General features: G+C 71.2%; 13 protein-coding genes and 2 pseudogenes. 6 read left to right on the forward strand and 9 right to left on the reverse strand.

Annotation, left to right across the window (positions count from 1 at the left end):
- Window positions 1–64: 64 nt before the first annotated feature.
- Entirely contained in the window at window positions 65–484 is a 420-nt protein-coding gene (locus tag ACGFI2_RS29435) for a hypothetical protein (RefSeq protein ID WP_393523128.1), read from the reverse strand.
- Between the two features lie 19 nt (window positions 485–503).
- On the opposite strand from ACGFI2_RS29435, the gene ACGFI2_RS29440 reads away from it, so the two are divergent.
- Window positions 504–935 (forward strand): transposase, encoded by a 432-nt coding sequence (locus ACGFI2_RS29440; protein WP_393523131.1) that lies wholly within the window; start codon window positions 504–506, stop codon window positions 933–935.
- Window positions 936–972: 37 nt separating this feature from the next.
- On the opposite strand, the gene ACGFI2_RS29445 is transcribed toward ACGFI2_RS29440, so the two are convergent.
- The 5 genes and pseudogenes from ACGFI2_RS29445 to ACGFI2_RS29465 form a co-directional block, all read right to left on the reverse strand.
- Window positions 973–1,515 carry a DUF488 family protein gene (locus tag ACGFI2_RS29445; protein ID WP_393523134.1) on the reverse strand — a complete coding sequence of 181 codons (543 nt, stop codon included), beginning with the start codon at window positions 1,513–1,515 and terminating at the stop codon, window positions 973–975.
- Complete coding sequence (locus tag ACGFI2_RS29450; protein WP_393523137.1) at window positions 1,512–1,676, reverse strand: hypothetical protein; 165 nt, start codon at window positions 1,674–1,676, stop codon at window positions 1,512–1,514. The genes ACGFI2_RS29445 and ACGFI2_RS29450 overlap by 4 nt, the downstream gene beginning before the upstream one ends.
- Before the next feature lie 306 nt (window positions 1,677–1,982).
- Window positions 1,983–2,981 carry a hypothetical protein gene (locus tag ACGFI2_RS29455; protein ID WP_393523139.1) on the reverse strand — a complete coding sequence of 333 codons (999 nt, stop codon included), beginning with the start codon at window positions 2,979–2,981 and terminating at the stop codon, window positions 1,983–1,985.
- A 132-nt stretch (window positions 2,982–3,113) separates the two neighbouring features.
- Window positions 3,114–3,443 (reverse strand): annotated as a pseudogene (locus tag ACGFI2_RS29460) (transposase); the annotation flags it as partial.
- A pseudogene (locus ACGFI2_RS29465) lies at window positions 3,433–3,780 on the reverse strand (hypothetical protein); the annotation flags it as partial. The pseudogenes ACGFI2_RS29465 and ACGFI2_RS29460, both read right to left, overlap by 11 nt.
- A gap of 227 nt (window positions 3,781–4,007) precedes the next feature.
- On the opposite strand from ACGFI2_RS29465, the gene ACGFI2_RS29470 reads away from it, so the two are divergent.
- From ACGFI2_RS29470 to ACGFI2_RS29485, 4 genes are read left to right on the forward strand one after another with little or no spacing between them, the layout of a single operon-like run.
- Window positions 4,008–4,898: a GIY-YIG nuclease family protein gene (locus ACGFI2_RS29470; RefSeq protein WP_393523142.1), complete on the forward strand. Its 891-nt coding sequence runs from the start codon at window positions 4,008–4,010 to the stop codon at window positions 4,896–4,898.
- A 45-nt stretch (window positions 4,899–4,943) separates the two neighbouring features.
- Window positions 4,944–5,405 (forward strand): hypothetical protein, encoded by a 462-nt coding sequence (locus ACGFI2_RS29475; protein ID WP_393523145.1) that lies wholly within the window; start codon window positions 4,944–4,946, stop codon window positions 5,403–5,405.
- Window positions 5,399–5,635 (forward strand): helix-turn-helix transcriptional regulator, encoded by a 237-nt coding sequence (locus ACGFI2_RS29480; protein WP_393523148.1) that lies wholly within the window; start codon window positions 5,399–5,401, stop codon window positions 5,633–5,635. Before ACGFI2_RS29475 ends, ACGFI2_RS29480 begins: the two co-directional genes overlap by 7 nt.
- The gene (locus ACGFI2_RS29485; RefSeq protein ID WP_393523150.1) at window positions 5,632–6,609 is read left to right on the forward strand and encodes an NAD(P)-dependent alcohol dehydrogenase; all 978 of its coding nucleotides are present in this window, start codon (window positions 5,632–5,634) and stop codon (window positions 6,607–6,609) included. The genes ACGFI2_RS29480 and ACGFI2_RS29485 overlap by 4 nt, the downstream gene beginning before the upstream one ends.
- Window positions 6,610–6,939: 330 nt before the next feature.
- Here ACGFI2_RS29485 and ACGFI2_RS29490 read toward each other — a convergent pair whose 3' ends face one another.
- The gene (locus tag ACGFI2_RS29490; RefSeq protein ID WP_393523153.1) at window positions 6,940–7,236 is read right to left on the reverse strand and encodes a hypothetical protein; all 297 of its coding nucleotides are present in this window, start codon (window positions 7,234–7,236) and stop codon (window positions 6,940–6,942) included.
- 285 nt (window positions 7,237–7,521) lie between these two features.
- On the opposite strand from ACGFI2_RS29490, the gene ACGFI2_RS29495 reads away from it, so the two are divergent.
- The gene (locus ACGFI2_RS29495; RefSeq protein ID WP_393523156.1) at window positions 7,522–7,737 is read left to right on the forward strand and encodes a hypothetical protein; all 216 of its coding nucleotides are present in this window, start codon (window positions 7,522–7,524) and stop codon (window positions 7,735–7,737) included.
- A 388-nt stretch (window positions 7,738–8,125) separates the two neighbouring features.
- Here the strand turns inward: ACGFI2_RS29495 and ACGFI2_RS29500 are convergent, their stop codons facing one another.
- A complete protein-coding gene (locus tag ACGFI2_RS29500; protein WP_393523243.1) occupies window positions 8,126–14,416 on the reverse strand; it encodes an amino acid adenylation domain-containing protein in 6,291 nt (2,096 codons plus the stop codon).
- A 4-nt stretch (window positions 14,417–14,420) separates the two neighbouring features.
- Entirely contained in the window at window positions 14,421–15,428 is a 1,008-nt protein-coding gene (locus tag ACGFI2_RS29505) for a TauD/TfdA family dioxygenase (protein ID WP_393523159.1), read from the reverse strand.
- Window positions 15,429–15,551: the final 123 nt, after the last annotated feature.

Genomic DNA, 15,551 nt, shown 5'->3' on the forward strand with positions numbered 1-15,551 from the left:
CATCGACTGGTCGCCATCAATGGCGAATCTGCCGCAAGGCCACCAACCGGACGCAACGTATAGATCAGATCAAGTTACTGCGGACCGCCCTCTGAGACCTCGAAGATCGACCCCTGACCGGTGGGTTAATTCCGCTGGTCAGGGGTCGACTCGCAGCGTGCAGCTCGTCCATGACGTCTTGACGACACGTCCCCGCCTTCGCCTCGATGGGGTTCGCCGGCGTTGCGTTGAACGTCCTCTTCTGCCGCTGACAAAGCGCGGCGTCCGCGAGCGCGCTCGTCACCACCGATCCCACTGTCGTCGGGTCGCTTGCTTCGTGGGCCTCATCGATCAGGAACCGGTACCCGAACTTCGGGTCATCGCGGTGGGCGTCGACCAGGGCGTTCGCGCGGTAGGCGGCGACGAGTTCGGCGTCGCGGACGGGCCGGGCGAGCCACCGGTGATCGCGGGCGCCCGCAGGGCCAACCAGTTCGGTTGAGGCCACCTACACCCGTGATCAGGGTGTGCGTCACGTGATCGCTGCCCTCGACTTAGCCACCGGGCGCCTGCATTACCGCATCCGTGACCGCAAACGCTGGCGCGAGTTCCTGAGCTTCCTCAAGACTCTGCGTCGCCGCTGGCCCGAGCAGCGGCTCTATCTGGTCGTGGACAACTTCTCCCCACCCAAGCACCCCGAGGTCCGTGTTTGGTGCGCGGCCAACCGGGTGGAGCTGGTGTTCCTGCCGACCTACGCCTCCTGGTTGAACTGGATCGAGGCCGAGTTCGCCGCGGTGCGGTACTTCGCCCTCAACGGCACCGACCACCGCAGCCACGCCGAGCAGGATGCCGCCGTCGGCGACTACATCCGCTGGCGCAACCACCGCGTCGAACCGAAATCCGGATTCGCCACCGGCTCCAAGATCCGCCACCCGGATTACCCGTTCAAGGCTGCATGACGAGACACTGGCCAAGGAGGTTTTCGCTCCTTGGTGGTCACGCTGCCGGGTACGTCACGTGTTCGTCTGCGTCGACCGATGGCATCGCGCCCCACTGGCCCAGTTCGTGCCGTCGTGGCTCGGCGTCTCCGATCAGGTGCCACACCGTCCAGCTCTGGGCCGCGAGGGTGTTGGCGATGAGCAGTCGGTGGCAGCGCCACGGCATTGGCTCGCCGCACATGACCGCGACGCGGTGGTTTTCGGCGAGGCCGGTCAATGTCTCTATGCCTTTCCGATACTCGGGTGCGAGGGTGTAGTCGGCGTAGTTTTCGAAGCTTGGCAGGCGCCATCCGGCGTTGATTTCAGGGTCCACGTCCTGCTTGCGGCGCCGGCCTCCTAGTTCGGGCAGGTGGACGTAGTCGATGCCGGCCCGAGTCAGCCAACGCGGCATCGCGTCGCGCCCGAACTGCGGGTTGCGTCGCGATCCAGGCTGCGCGCGCACGTCGGCGAGCAGTTTGATGTCGTGCTCGTGCAATGGCTGCAGGAATGCCGATTCCGGACACGTCCAGTGCCCGATCGTCCAAATCTCTCGCGATGTCATATGCCGGCTTCCTTGGCGTAGAACTGGTGGTCTTCGCGCCAGCCGCTTGTCCCATGCCGCAGAGCATCCTTGACCCGTTGCGGCCGCAGCAGCGACCACACCTTCGGCTGGAGCCGGCCCCCCACACGATCCAGCGCGGACGCCCGCTCCAGTTTGTTCATCAGCCCACTGCGCATGGCGCCGCCCTTGCCCCGCCATTTGAGCCCTCAAACCCCACCGCCCGCTTCCTTCGCCTCCGACGAGGCCCACCACTCTCGAAGAACTCCGGCCAAGTGGTCCGCTGGCGTTCTCACGGCAGTCGGGCACCTCGGAGGCGTGGCTGCCGCGGTGGCTGGACCGGCTGCCGAACGTCGCCATTGAGGGCGAGGGTCTGCGCCGACGCCTGGCCGCCGAGCCGGGGTGGGAGGCCGTCCGGGTCTGATCCGGGCGGGCGACCGCGACCGGTCGCCCGCCCGGGACCGGCCCCGTCAGCGCGGGTGGTAGACGACCGCGCGGCTGACACCCCAGACCGGGCGGATCGACGCGGCGATGCGGCCGCGGTCATCGAGGTCGACGACCTCGCCGTCCGTGCTGACCCCGGCGAGGCTGAGGTCGTGCAGGACGCCGCGTCGCCACAGCGCCGGGCGGGCGCTTCTGTCGGTGGCCTGGGAGCTGGCCAGGATCTCGCCGCGGTTGTTGATCGCCCGCAGCTGGGTGAAGCTGCCGCCGAGGGTGCCGACGTCCAGAGCGCGGCCGTGCCGCCAGAGGATGCCGCGCTCGACCTGCTCGGCCGAGAACTGCCAGCCGATCACCCAGCCGCGGTCGTTGAGGGCGTACGTGTTGCTGCGGTCGAAGGGGCCGGCGCCGAGGTCGGTGACCCGGCCACTGTGCCACAGGGCGGCGTGGAAGCCGCCCGGCACGTACACCCCGCCGGAGACCTGGCCGCGCTCGTTGACGTCGGACACCTCGCCGAGGGCCAAGGGCCGGGCACGGCCGTTCGTCCAAAGGACGGGGCCTGCGTCGGTGCGGCCGAGGACCTGGCCGCGGTTGTTGATCGCCACGGGCAGGGTGGACGGGGCGCCCAGCGGCCGCAGGACACCGCGGTGCCAGACGTACCCGCCGGAGCCGTCGCCGCGGGTGCCGACGACCTGGCCGCGGTCGTTGACGTCGATCGGGTTGAAGGCGCCGAGATCGATCATCCGGCCGTGGCGCCAGAGGAACCCGCGGTAGGTGCCGTCGGCGGCTTGGGCGCGGCCGACCACGTCGCCGCGGTCGTTCATGGCGCTGGCGTAGCTGCTGTCGCCGCCGAGGGTGCCGAGGTCCACCATGCGATAGCCAGCCAAAGCGCCGGGCGTGGCAGACGCGGCAGCGGTGGGTGCGGCCGTCAAGGCGGCCGCGAGGAGAGCGGTGGCGAGGATGGATGGCATGGGACGGCTCCTTCCGGAGCTCGCCGGGCGAAAGGTGCGCTCAGCGTAGGCGCGTCCCACCGCTCCGCCAGGTTGCCGTCACGAATCCGACAGTCTCGCCGTCCGCTACGCGTCACTCGCACGCGATCGTGGGCGTGGCGCCCCCTTTCGTCGCCGGCGCGCCCACCGCGCCCGGCGTGCACCTGGTGCTCGGCGTTCCACGACCCACCGTTTGGTACCGAGGCCCGAGCCGTGGGGTGTGCCGCGTCGGGCGATGACGGGTGTGACGCCGCGGGCGCGGACCTGTTGACGGTGGCTGTCGTAGTCGTAGTCGTAGCCCCGATCGGCGTATAGCCGGTCGGGGCGCCGCCTCGGTGGGCCTGGCCGGCCGCCGATCGCGGGTATGGCGTCGAGCAGGGCGGTGGTCTGGGTGCAGTCGTGTCTGTTCCCGCCGGTCAGCGTAACGGCGAAGGGGATCCCGCCGGCGTCGGTGATGACGTGGTGTTTCGAGCCAGGCTTGCGGCGGTCGACCGGGCTCGGACCAGCCACAGTCGTCGATCCGGATGGCCACCGGCGTGCCGCAGCTGACGCAGACCGAGTTGGGCTCGCCGCCGGCGAGGCCACAGCAGGCGGAGTCTCCGACCAGCGCCGGGTCGATGACAGCACCTCGGACGTCTCCCGGGGTGATTAACACCTGGCCGGCCGGCCCGGCCGAGATGCTGAACCTCGGCGCGTACCAGCCGAGCGCCTCGGCTTCACCGGCGTCAAGTTCGGCCCACCGGCGCCATGGTGGACCGGAGAGCAGCGGATTCACCGCGAACGTGCCCGGCTCCAGTGCCGGGGCGAGCGATCCTGGCTCGTTGCCGTACTTCTGGTCCGCTCTCGAGGAAACAGTCCTCCCAGAGCCACAACTGTTCGAGGCCGGCCTCGGCGGCGCGCACGACGGACCGGAGACGTTCGGGTGGGTTCTGTGGGCGGGATACCACACCGAGAGTCGTCATGACGGCCGAGCGTGGCCCGCGCGGAGCCGCCACGGCGCCCGCTCGCGTGCGGCATCCGGTCCTTCCGGTCCCGGTGACGCGCCGTCCGGGACCTACGATGGTCTCGATGACCATTGCCGAACGGCGACCCGACCACGTCCCTGCCGACGGTGCTCGGGTCGACGAGGCCCTGCGGTTGCTCTCCGGCGTGCCGGTCGGACCCGATGTCGCCGTCAAGCGGCTCAGCCGTGGCAGCGGCGTCTACGCCTGGTGGGCCGCTCCCTCGATCCTTCCCGACCTCCCCGGGCCGCCGAACGAGAACGACCCGTCGCTACGGATGCTGTACCTCGGACGAGCGACTAGCCTCCGCGGCCGAATCCTGCGCAACCATCTGAGGCGTTCGGGCAGCTCGACGCTGCGCCGTACCCTGGCCGGGCTGCTGGTGGCCGAGGGCTACCGGACGACCTGGACCGACCGCGTCGTCCTGGTCTCCGAGGACGAGGCGCGGCTGACCGCGTGGATGCACACCCACCTGCGCCTGACCTGGGCGGAGGACACAGAGCCGGCGACCATCGAGGCCGAACTTGTCCGGCGTGTGCACCCGCCGCTCAATGTGCACGGCGTCGACCCCGAGCACCTCCAGGCGGCCGTGGTTTGCCGCCAAGAACTCGTACAACGCCAGCAGCCGTCCCGCCGAGCTCTCGCGAACGCCGTAGCTGGTTGCCCAGCACGCGTACGGGTGCGGGCGACTCACTCGCCGCGCCGTCGCCACGATGCCCCGCGCATCCGCCTCTGGCCATGCGCACGACTCTGGCCGATGTCAGGGTGCCGCACCCTCAAGCAGGACGCCCTGCCGATCACACGCCGCGCATCGCTGACGCGCCCACCACGCCTGGTCTTCGCCCGGCCGGAGCCCTGGAGGGGGTTTCGGACACTCCTAGTCATGGATGGAACGCCGTCGGGGTGCAGTCCTTCGACCGTGGGTGTGCGCCCGACGGCCAGTGCCCAGCCAGGCTGATGTAAAAAAAAATGGACACGGTGTCAAGTCTGGGTTACCTTTGCCGTGTCGAAGATTTTGTACATCGAGGAGCTGGTCATGGCGCACCGAGAGAAGCGCGCGTGGATCATGTTGGTCGTCGCTCTGGCGGCGTACGCGATCTACGTGACGATCGTCGTGGGCCGCGCGGGCGGGCGGCCTCTGGCCGACGTCCCCTACGCCGCGGCGCTGTTATGGACCGTGGGCGCGTCGATCGTGGCGAACATCGTGGCCGAGATGGCGATCGGCATGGTCAGCCCGAAGGCGGCGCGCGTGGCCGACGCCCGGGACCGGCAGATTGGCCAGCTCGGCGACCACGTCGGCCAGTCGTTCCTCGTGATCGGCGCGGTCGCGGCGATGCTGATGGCGATGGCCGGGTGGGACCGGTTCTGGATCGCCAACGTGATCTATCTGGCGTTCGTGCTGTCGGCGGTCCTCGGCTCGGTCGCAAAGATCGGCATGTATCACGGGCGGCTGCCGCAGTGGTGAAGCCAACCCGCGTGACCAACTCGATCCGGGCGCTGCGCTTCACTCATGGCGAGATGACCCAGGCCGAACTCGCCAACCGTATCGGCGTGACCCGGCAGACCGTGATCGCCATCGAGCAGGGCCGGTACTCGCCCTCTCTGGAGACTGCCTTCCTCATCGCGCACGTCTTCGGCGTGCGGCTCGACGACGTGTTCCAGTACCCCGACACCTCCGTGGAGGAGACGCCATGAAAGCCATCGTCCAGCACGTGTACGGCCCCGCCGACGTGCTGCAGCTACGCGACATCGACCAGCCGCCTGTCGGCGACGACGAGGTGCTCGTGCGGGTCCGCGCCGCTGGTGTGGACCCCGGCGTGTGGCACGTCATGACCGGCTACCCGTACTTGGTGCGCGCGTTCGGGTTCGGCCTGCGCCGACCCAAGGTGCCGGTGCGCGGCGTCGACCTCGCCGGGATGGTGGAGGCCGTCGGCGCGGCGGTGACCGACCTGCGCCCCGGCGACGAGGTCTACGGCGTCTGCGAGAGCGGCTCGTACGCCGAGTACGCCACCGCGCGCCGGTGGCGGCTGACGCGCAAGCCGGCGAACACCACGTTCGAGCAGGCCGCAGTTACGCCCATCTCCGGCGTGACCGCGCTGCAGGCGGTGCGCGACTGCGCCGGCGTCCAGCCGGACCAGCAGGTGATGGTCATCGGCGCCGCGGGCGGCGTCGGCAGCTTCGCCGTGCAGCTCGCCAAGGCGTACGGCGCCGCCGTGACCGGTGTGTGCAGCACCGGAAAGGCCGACCTCGTGCGGTCCCTCGGCGCCGACGTCATCGACTACACCCGCGACGAGATCGACCGCAACGGCGCCCGGTACGACGTCCTCATCGACACCGCCGGCAACCGGCCGCTGCGGCTGTTACGGCGCGCGCTCGCGCCCCGCGGAACGCTGGTCCTGGTCGGCGGCGAGAACGGCGGCGGTCCGCTGCTCGGCGGCTTCGACCGAGCGATGCTGCGAGCACCGCTGCTGTCGATGGTCACCCACCAGCGGCTGCGCAACCTGGTCGCCAAGGTGCGCGCCGCAGACCTCGACGAGCTGCGCCGACACATCGAGTCCGGTGCCGTCACGCCGGTCATCGACCGCGCCTACCCCCTCGGCGCTGCGCCCGACGCGATTCGGCACGTCGCCGCGGGCCATGCGAGGGGAAAGACCGTTGTCACCGTGTAGATACGCAACGCCTGCCGGCGACCGAACACGCAATGTGCAAGAAACCCAGAGCCGAGCACTTCGCGTAGCACATTGATGGTCCGTGATGTCCAACCTCACGGCCCTCGGCATGGGCGTGCGTCGTTCCGCTTGAAGGCCGCACGAACGGGCGGGGGCCTACCATCTCGCCGCCCTTTGCGCCGAAGACGCGGCCCACGTCCTGCAGCGCCTTCTCCGCGTTGCCCACCTCACACGCATGCAGGGTGACGGTGGCCCCGCCATTCGCTTCTGGAGATCGCCGAGCACTGGGCCCAGCCGGCGGGCGGCGGCCTGGAGCGAGTCGGACGACTGCTATCTCACCTCATCGCTCGGTAGGAAGAACGTCCCCAAGGTGTTGCCGTGCGTCCCGATCACCAGTTCCTTGATCGTGTCGCCCGGCGCGAGCTTGCAGTTGAGCTGCGCGACCATGTCGTCCGGACTTCTTGCCGAGATGTGCTCGACGGCGCCCTTGCCCGCGAGCTGATCGGCGTATGTGCCTATGTGCCTCAGGTAGCTGTTGGGATCCTGAGCCTCGTACAGCTCGTACGGAAGGGTCACGTAGAACGGGGACCAGGTCGCCCCGTCCGTCGTCGCGGCTGCCGACGCCATCCGACCTGGCCCGACGGCTCGCCCCGCCGCAGCAACTTGATCAAGTGGGGGTCGCGACGGCGTCAACCCTCCGCGCCGCCGGCCGTGAGGCGCGGGGTGCCAACGTGCTGCGCCAGAGTCGTTTCTTGAGCGGTCATGGTGGTGCGGACGCGGAGCTTGATCCGGTTGCGCTCACCAACAGTTTGACGCGCGCCTCGGTAGGGAATTTCGCGGACACCTCGATGAAGGAGGCTGTATGGAGACGTCCGCCAGCGCCGGGCGCAGCTATCGACTGCCGACACGTCCATGCGTGGCGCTGCCTGCTGCGGCGCCAACCGCGAGGGGGCGAGCTTGATGGCTCGCGTCGGTCGCTACGGGATCCCAGGGTTCGTGTGGTTCCTGATCTGGCTCGTCGTCTGCATCTTGATCGTCATCCTGTTAGCCATGCTCATTCACCACTTCGGAGGCGCCTCTCTTTCGCTCAAGCTCGGCCACTTCTACCTGAACATCGGGGTCACCTGACCTGCCGGATCGTCGACACTCCGGCGCCGGTACCGCACCAGCCGTGTTAGCCGTCACCGAAGATGACGGCTAACACGGCTTGAAGTGCCATGCTGCATCGGCGTACGGCTCGGGGATCCGCCGAGGCGGAGTCGGTAGGGATTCGGACAGCCAAGACTCGAATCCCACGGCAACCTTCGGACCAGGGCTCGGGTCTGCTGCACCGATGGGTGACCGGCTGGCCATCGCCTCAGACGACCTGCTGCTCGTGATCGGCATCGGTGAGCAGACGTCGGAGATCCTCCGAGAGCAGGTGGCGTGGTCAGACCCGGTGTGGTGCTGGGCGCCCGACCCCCATCAGTCTCCACCGCACCAGTGTGAGTGCTCGGCCCGGAGGCCGCGCGTCCGGTTACCCGACCAGTCCCGCCACCTCCGTGTCGGAGAGCGCCGCGATGTCCGCCTCGACCGCGGCCGTCACCGCCATGGCCAGGTCGGCGACCGTGCGTGACTCGAACAGGCAGCGCAGGGGCAGGCGCACCTGAAAGGTCTGGTGCAGTCGCGCCAGCACCCGGGTGGCCAGCAACGAGTGCCCGCCGATGGCGAAGAAGTCGTCGTCGGTGCCGACCGTCGTGCACCGCAGCACCTCGGCCCAGATGTCCGCGATGATCTGCTCGGTGGGGTCGCGGGGCATCCGCCGGGGACTGCTGTCGGTCACGTCGGGTGCGGGCAACGCCTTGCGGTCGACCTTCTTGCTGGCGGTCAGCGGCAGGCTCGGCAGCGTCGTCCACCACGACGGGATCATGTTCTCCGGCAGCAACGTACGCATGTGGTCGCGTAGCTCGGTCACGGTCGGCTCGGTGCCCGGCCGGGCGACCAGGTAGGCGGCGAGTCCCTTCTCGCCGGGCGCGACCTCGACGGCCTTCACGGCCGCGGCCTGCACGGCCGGGTGCCGGGCCAGGGCGGCCTCGATCTCACCGAGCTCCATCCGCAGGCCGCGGATCTTGACCTGTTGGTCGATGCGGCCGAGGAACTCCACCGTGCCGTCGCCGCGAAGGCGGACGAGGTCACCCGTGCGGTAGAGGCGCGCGCCCGGCTCGCCGGAGAGCGGGTCGGGCACGAACTGGGTCGCGGTCAGCCCGGGCCGGTTGCGGTAGCCGCGGGCCAGGCGTACGCCTCCCAGGCACAGCTCGCCCGGCACGCCCACCGGCACTGGCCGCAGGTCGCCGTCGAGTACGTAGGCACGGGTGCCGTGCACCGGCCGGCCGATCGGCAGCGCCGCCGACGGGTGCTGGTCGGCCAGCCCGCCCTGCACCGGGTGCAGGAAACAGGTCACGGTCGCCTCGGTCGGCCCGTAGTTGCACAGGAACTGGCCGGGCAACCCGGTGTCGTTCCAGCGCCGGGCGTCGGAGACCGTGACGACGTCGCTGCCGACGTTCATCAGCTTGAGCCCGCGCAGGTCGCTGACGTCGTACTCGAGCATCTCCCGGTAGTACGCCGGGGTGATCTCCATGATCGTGACGCCGTACCGGGCCAGCTTCCCGGGCAGCTCGGCGGGCGGCCAGAACACCGGGTCGCTCACCACGATCGTCGCGCCGGCCAGCAGGGTGGCCGCGATCTGGTCCATCGCCACGTCGAAGGTGAGCGCGGAGAGCAGGACCACCCGCTCGTCCGGGGTGATGCCGTAGGCGTCGGCGATGACCCGGCAGTGGTGGGCGTAGGCGCGGTGGTCGATCATCACGGCCTTCGGGCGGCCGGTCGACCCCGAGGTGTAGATGAGGTACGCGAGGTGGTCGGGACCCGCGACCGGGCGCGGGTCGTCCTCGACCCGACCCGAGAAGTGGGTCACCACCTCGTACGTGCCCCCGCTGAACCGGTGGGCGAGGTCCGCGGTGGTGACGACGATCCGCGCGTCCGCGTCGGCGATCATGAATTCGAGCCGGTCGGCCGGGTGCGTCGGGTCGAGGGGCGCGTACACGCCGCCGGACTTGAGCACTCCCAGCAGCACGACCACCGCCTCGATGCCGCGTTCGAGACAGACCGCCACCGCCGACTCCGGTGTCACCCCACGCCCGCGCAGGTAGCGGGCGAACGCGTTGGCCCGCTCGTTGAGCTGCGCGTAGGTCAGGGTCTCGGCGCCGAAGACGACCGCGGTCGCGTGCGGCGTACGCCGCACCTGGGCCTCGAAGAGCTGTGGTACGCACAGCGGCTCCGCCTCGGCGGGCGTCCACTGCCGCAGGAGGCGCCACTCCTGCTCGCCGAGCAGGTCCAGGTCACCCGTGCGGGTTCCGGGGTCGGCGACGACGCCCGACAGCAGCCGCAGGTAGTGGTCGGCCAGCCGTTCGATCGTCGCGGCGTCGAACAGCTCGGTGGCGTACTCGAAGACACAGCGCAGCCGGTCGCCGGCGCGCTGCTGCACGGTCAGCGTGAGGTCGAACTTCGCCACCGGCTCGCCGGCGCGGAGCGCCTCGATCGCCACGTCGCCCAGCGTGGCGGGGAAGCGGTCGAGGTGCTGCACGTCGAACATGATCTGGAAGAGCGGGTTGCGCGACAGGTCCCGGTCCGGCTGCAGGGCGTCGACCAGGTGCTCGAACGGCAGGTCCTGGTTGGCGAAGGCGTCCAGCGTCGTCCCCCGCACCTGCGCCAGCAGCTCGGTGAAGCGCGGATCGCCGGTCAGGTCGGCGCGCATCACCAGGGTGTTGGTGAGGAAGCCGACCAGCTCCTCCGTCTCCGGCCGGGTACGCCCGGCCACCGGGGTGCCCACCGCGATGTCGGTGGCGCCGGTGTATCGGGCGAGCAGCGCCTGGAACGCGGCGAGCAGCAGCATGAACGGGGTGGCGTCGTGGCTGCCGGCGAGCGTGACCAGCTCGTGCGCGAGCCCGTCGGGCACGTCCACGGCGAGGATGGCGCCGCGCGGGTCGCGTCGCGAGCCGCGCGGCCGGTCGGTGATCAGCTCCACCGGTGTCAGACCGTCGAGGCGTTCCCGCCAGTAGCCCAGTTGACCTGCGGTGTCGGCGACGCGGTCGAGCTGCCAGAACGCGTAGTCGGCGTACTGGATGGACGCGGCCGGACCCAGCGGGGCGTGGTAGGCGGCGTCCAGGTCGCGCAGGAAGACGCCCATCGACCAGGCGTCGAACGCGATGTGGTGCACCAGCATCAGCAGCAGGTGGTCGCCGTCGCCGAGCCGGATCAGGGTCACCCGCAGGGGCTGCTCGCGGGCCAGGTCGAACGGCCGGCTCGCGGCGCGTTCCAACAGGTCACGGCCCGTGATCTCGGCGTCCGGGAGGCCCGAGAGGTCGACCTCCTCGAACTCGACCGCGTCGGCGTCGTCGATCACCTGCACCGGTTCGCCGTTGCGGTCGACGTAGCGGGTGCGCAGCACCTCGTGCCGCCGGACGACGTCGTGCAGCGCCCGGCGCAGCCGCCGCGGGTCCAACTCGCCGCGCAGGCGCAGCGCCAACGGGATCAGGTACTCGGTGGTGTCCGGGGTGAGCTGGTCGAGGAACCAGAGCCGCTGCTGGCCGAAGGAGAGCGGCAGCGGCTTGTCGCGGGGCGCGGGCCGGATCGCGAGCCGGTCCTCGGCCGGGCCCGCCGGGGCGGTCTCGCCGAGCCAACCGGCCAGGCGCTCGACCGTCGGGCGGGCCAGGAAGTCACCCACCGACAGGTCGACGCCCAGTGCCCGGCGCAGCCGAAGCACCAGGCGGATCGCGATCAGGGAATGGCCGCCGAGCGCGAAGAAGTCGTCGGTGAGGCCGACGCGCTCGACGCCGAGCACCTCGGCCATCAGCTGCCCGATGTCGCGCTCCAGCGGCGTGCGCGGTTCGCCGTCGGTCGTCGTCGTGGCCGCCGGCGCGGGGTCGGGCAGCGCGGCGCGGTCGACCTTGCCGTTGACGGTCAGGGGCAACGCGCCGAGCCCGACGAACACCGCCGGCACCAGCGCGGCGGGGAGCCGCTCGGCGAGCCGCTCGCGCAGGTCGCCGGGGACGGCCGGTACGACGTACGCGACCAGCCGGATTCCGTCCTCGGCAGAGCGTCGGGCGAGCACCGTGACCGCATCCACCTCGGGGTGTTCCTCGATCGCGGCCCGGATCTCGTCCGGCTCGACCCGTACACCGTTGACCTTGACCTGGTCGTCGGTGCGGCCGAGGAACTCCAGTGCGCCGTCCGGCCGCCATCGCACCAGGTCGCCGGTGTGGTACCACCGGGCGCCCGGCTCGTCGGCGTACGGGTCCGGGCTGAATCGCTCGGCGGTCAGCCCGGCCCGGCCGAGGTAGCCGCGGGCCAGACCGACCCCGCCGATGCGCAGTTCACCGGGCGTGCCGATGCCGACGAGCCCGCCGTCCGCGTCCACCACGGAAACCCGGGTGTTGGGCAGGGGCGCGCCGATCGGGACGGTCGGTGCCGGGTCGGCGGGGCGGTACGTCCAGGCGGTGGCGTCGATCGAGGCCTCGGTCGGGCCGTACGTGTTGACCACCTCGACGTCGAGCACGCCCGCCAGGCGCCGGCACAGCTCGGCCGGAAGCGCCTCACCGGCCGAGCAGACCACCCGCAGCGAGGTGCACTCGCCCAGCCGTGGATCGGCGACCAGCAGCCGCAGCACCGAGGGCACGACCTGGAGCATCGTCGCGCCGCTGCGGACGATCGCGTCGATCATGACGGCCGGGTCGCGGTGGCCGTCGGGTGGCGCCATCACCACCGAACCGCCCGACACGAGCGGGGCCAGGATCTCCCACACCGCGGCGTCGAAGCCGATCGTGGTCTTGTGCAGCAGCCGGTCGGCGGCGGTCATCCGGTAGCGCTCGACCGACCAGAGGACGCGGTTGCGGATGCCGGCGTGGGTGATCATGACGCCCTTGGGGCGGCCGGTCGAGCCCGACGTGTGGACCAGGTACGCGGCCTGGTCGTCGACGGCGTCGGGCAGCTCGCGACGGTCCCCGGACCGGACCGCCGGCAACGGCTGGTCCAGCCGTACCGTCGGGACGCCGGCCGGCAGGGCAACTCTCGTGGTGCCGTCGGTGAGGATCAGCGCGGCACCGGAGTCGGCGGTCAGGTAGGCCAGCCGTTCGGCCGGGTACTCGGGTGGCAGGGGCACGTACACCCCGCCGGCCAGCAGGACGGCGAGCACGGCGACGGCGAGGTCGCCGCTGCGGTCCACGGCCACGCCGACCGGGGTTTCCGCGGCCACGCCCTGTGCGCGCAGATGATGGGCGAGCGCCGTGGCGCGGTCGGCGAGCTCGGCGTAGGTGAGCTCCCCGGCGTCCGAGCGGACCGCCACCGCGTGCGGGGTCGCCTCCGCCCGCGCCAGGAACAACCGCGGCAGCGACCGCGCCGGCCGGTCGAGGGCGGTGCGGTTCCACGCCGCGAACCGGCGCCGGTCGTCATCGGGTACGAGGTCCAGGGCGCCGACCGGCTGCCGGTGGTGCTCGGCGATCGCGGTCAGCAGGCGTACGTGGGCCGCCGCCATGCGCTCGGCGCGGGCGCGGGTGAACAGGCTCGTCGGGTACACGAGCTGTCCGGTGAGCGACCCGTCGGCGTTCTCGGCCAGGTACAGCGACAGGTCGAAAGGCGAGCTGGCCCAGACCGGCGGGCAGATCTCGACCTCCAGGCCGTCCAGGGTGAACGCCTGCCGGCGGCGACCGGCGAGCCGGAACGCGGCCTGGAAGAGCGGGTTGCGCGAGGCGTCACGGGTCGGGGCTACGGCGGCCACGACCTGGTCGAACGGCACGTGCTGGTGGCGGAGCGCGGCGATGGTCCGCTGCCGCGCCTGCTCCAGCAACGCGGGGAAACCCGCCGTGGGGTCGATCGCCGCGCGCAGCACGACCGTGTTGACGAACATGCCGATCAGGGCTGCCTGCTCGGCGCCGGCGCGGGTGTCGACCGAGACGCCGACCGCGACGTCGCCGCGCCCGCTGAGGCGGCCGAGCAGCAGCTGGTACGCCGCCAGGTGCACCATGAAGGTCGTGGCCCGCCCCGCGCGGCCGATCTCGCGCAGGCGCTCGGCCACGTCGGCGGGCACGGTCAGCTCGACGCTGTCGCCGGCCGGATCCCACTCGGGCGGCCGGATGCCGTCGGTGGGCAGGTCCAGCGGCTGCACCCCGGCCAGGTGCTCGCGCCAATAGCGCAGGCCGGCGGGGTCGTGGCCGTCGGGCCGCCGCGCGACCTCGCGATACTGCCGGGCCAGCGGCGGCAGGCCGGGATCCTCGCCGCGCCGGGCGGCGGCGTACCGGACGTCGAGTTCCGCCGCGAGCCGGTCCCAGGACCGGCCGTCGAAGGCGATGTGGTGCACGGTGATCAACAGCACCGTGTCGTCGGGACCCAACCGGACGAGACCGGCCCGCCAGGGCACCTGCTTACGCAGGTCGATGGGGGTACGCAGCTCGGTGACCCGGATGTCGTGCAGCCGCCGCTCGCGCTCCTCGGCCGGCAGCCCGGAGAGGTCGACCGTGGACAGCTCGACCTCCGCGTCCGGGTGGACGACCTGGACGACGGTGTCACCGTCTGCCTCGTAGCGGGTGCGCAGCACCTCGTGGCGGGCCGCGACCTGGCCCAGCGCGGTCGTCAGCGCGGCCTCGTCCAGCGGCCCGCGCAACCGCAGGGCGGCCGAGAGCAGCTGGTCGATCGCCGCACCCGGGCGCAGCTGGTCGAGGAACCACACCTGCTGTTGGGCGTAGGAGAGGGCAGCTCCCGCCTCGGCCACGGCGATGGTCTCAGTGCTGGTCGTCACGGTCGCCTCCGGCGTGCTCGTCGTCGTACGCCTCGGTCATCGCCACCGCGATGCGGCGTGGTCCGGTGAAGGGCTCGCGGCCGTGCGCGGCCAGCATGTTGTCGACCACCAGCACGTCGTCCTGCTGCCAGTCGAAGCGGCGCAGCGCGGCGCGGTAGCAGTCGCGCAGGTGCGCCACCACGTCATCGGGGATCGGCGCGCCGTCGCCGTAGTAGGTGTTCGTCGGCAGATCGGCCTCGTCCATCATCTCGCGTAGCGCCTCGGCGACGTCGGGGGCGAGCGTCGTGACGTGGAAGAAGGTGAGGTGGTTGAACCAGACCATCTCGCCGGTCACCGGGTGCCGGTGCACGGCCCTGCGCCGGGCCCGGGTCCGCAACCCGTTCGTCCCCACCCACTCCGCGACCATGCCGTTGGCCGCGCAGTACGCCTCGACGGCCGCCCGGTCCTCGGTGCCGAACGCCTGCCGCCAGGGGACCCCGTACCCGTCGGTGAAGTTGCGGACCACCATCCAGCCGCGGGCGGCGAACTCGTCGCGGACCGCCGGGTCGATCAACCGCAGCACCGTACGCGTGTCGGCCAGCGGCGTGGCGCCCTGCGTCTCGGGTGGCTGCGCGCAGTAGAAGAACAGCGTCAACGGCCACCGCGCCTGGTACGAGTTCTCGTTGTGCAGGAAGATCTCCTCCGCCGGCGGGTAGTCGGTCGAGGTGTACACCTGCCCCTTGATCGTGCTGCGCGGCGACGAGCGCTCGGTGTACGCCAGCGGCTGGCCCCCGATCGCGCGTACGACGCGGTCGAACCCGTCCACGCCGTCGACATCGAAGCCGCGCAGGAGGACGGCGCCGTGCTCGTGCAGTCTGCGGCGCACGGCAGCGGTGTCCAGGGCACCGGGGTGGGTGGCCGGCGGCGTGTGATCGTCCGGTGACATGACGTAGGGCAGGGCCAGGTCAGGTCCGGCTTCGGCACCCGTGACCGGCGCGACTGGGGTCCACATCAGCCCAGCGTCGTGGCTGCCCCCGGGCACCCGGCAGAGAACGATCGGCGGTCCTCGGCCGCAACACCGGTGCGTCTTCTTCTCTGGGCAGCGCGGGGAAACCGGGGAAACCTGGGTGTCAAC

Origin of the sequence: Micromonospora sp. NPDC049282, from assembly GCF_043197045.1 — a bacterium.
Taxonomy (GTDB): Bacteria; Actinomycetota; Actinomycetes; order Mycobacteriales; family Micromonosporaceae; genus Micromonospora.

Excerpts from the sequence above, each read along its gene's own strand:
- ACGFI2_RS29445 (WP_393523134.1), bottom strand. The coding sequence starts at position 1,515 with ATGACATCGCGAGAGATTTGGACGATCGGGCACTGGACGTGTCCGGAA.
- ACGFI2_RS29450 (WP_393523137.1), bottom strand. The coding sequence starts at position 1,676 with ATGAACAAACTGGAGCGGGCGTCCGCGCTGGATCGTGTGGGGGGCCGG.
- ACGFI2_RS29470 (WP_393523142.1), top strand. The coding sequence starts at position 4,008 with ATGACCATTGCCGAACGGCGACCCGACCACGTCCCTGCCGACGGTGCT.
- ACGFI2_RS29485 (WP_393523150.1), top strand. The coding sequence starts at position 5,632 with ATGAAAGCCATCGTCCAGCACGTGTACGGCCCCGCCGACGTGCTGCAG.
- ACGFI2_RS29490 (WP_393523153.1), bottom strand. The coding sequence starts at position 7,236 with ATGGCGTCGGCAGCCGCGACGACGGACGGGGCGACCTGGTCCCCGTTC.
- ACGFI2_RS29495 (WP_393523156.1), top strand. The coding sequence starts at position 7,522 with ATGCGTGGCGCTGCCTGCTGCGGCGCCAACCGCGAGGGGGCGAGCTTG.
- ACGFI2_RS29505 (WP_393523159.1), bottom strand. The coding sequence starts at position 15,428 with ATGTGGACCCCAGTCGCGCCGGTCACGGGTGCCGAAGCCGGACCTGAC.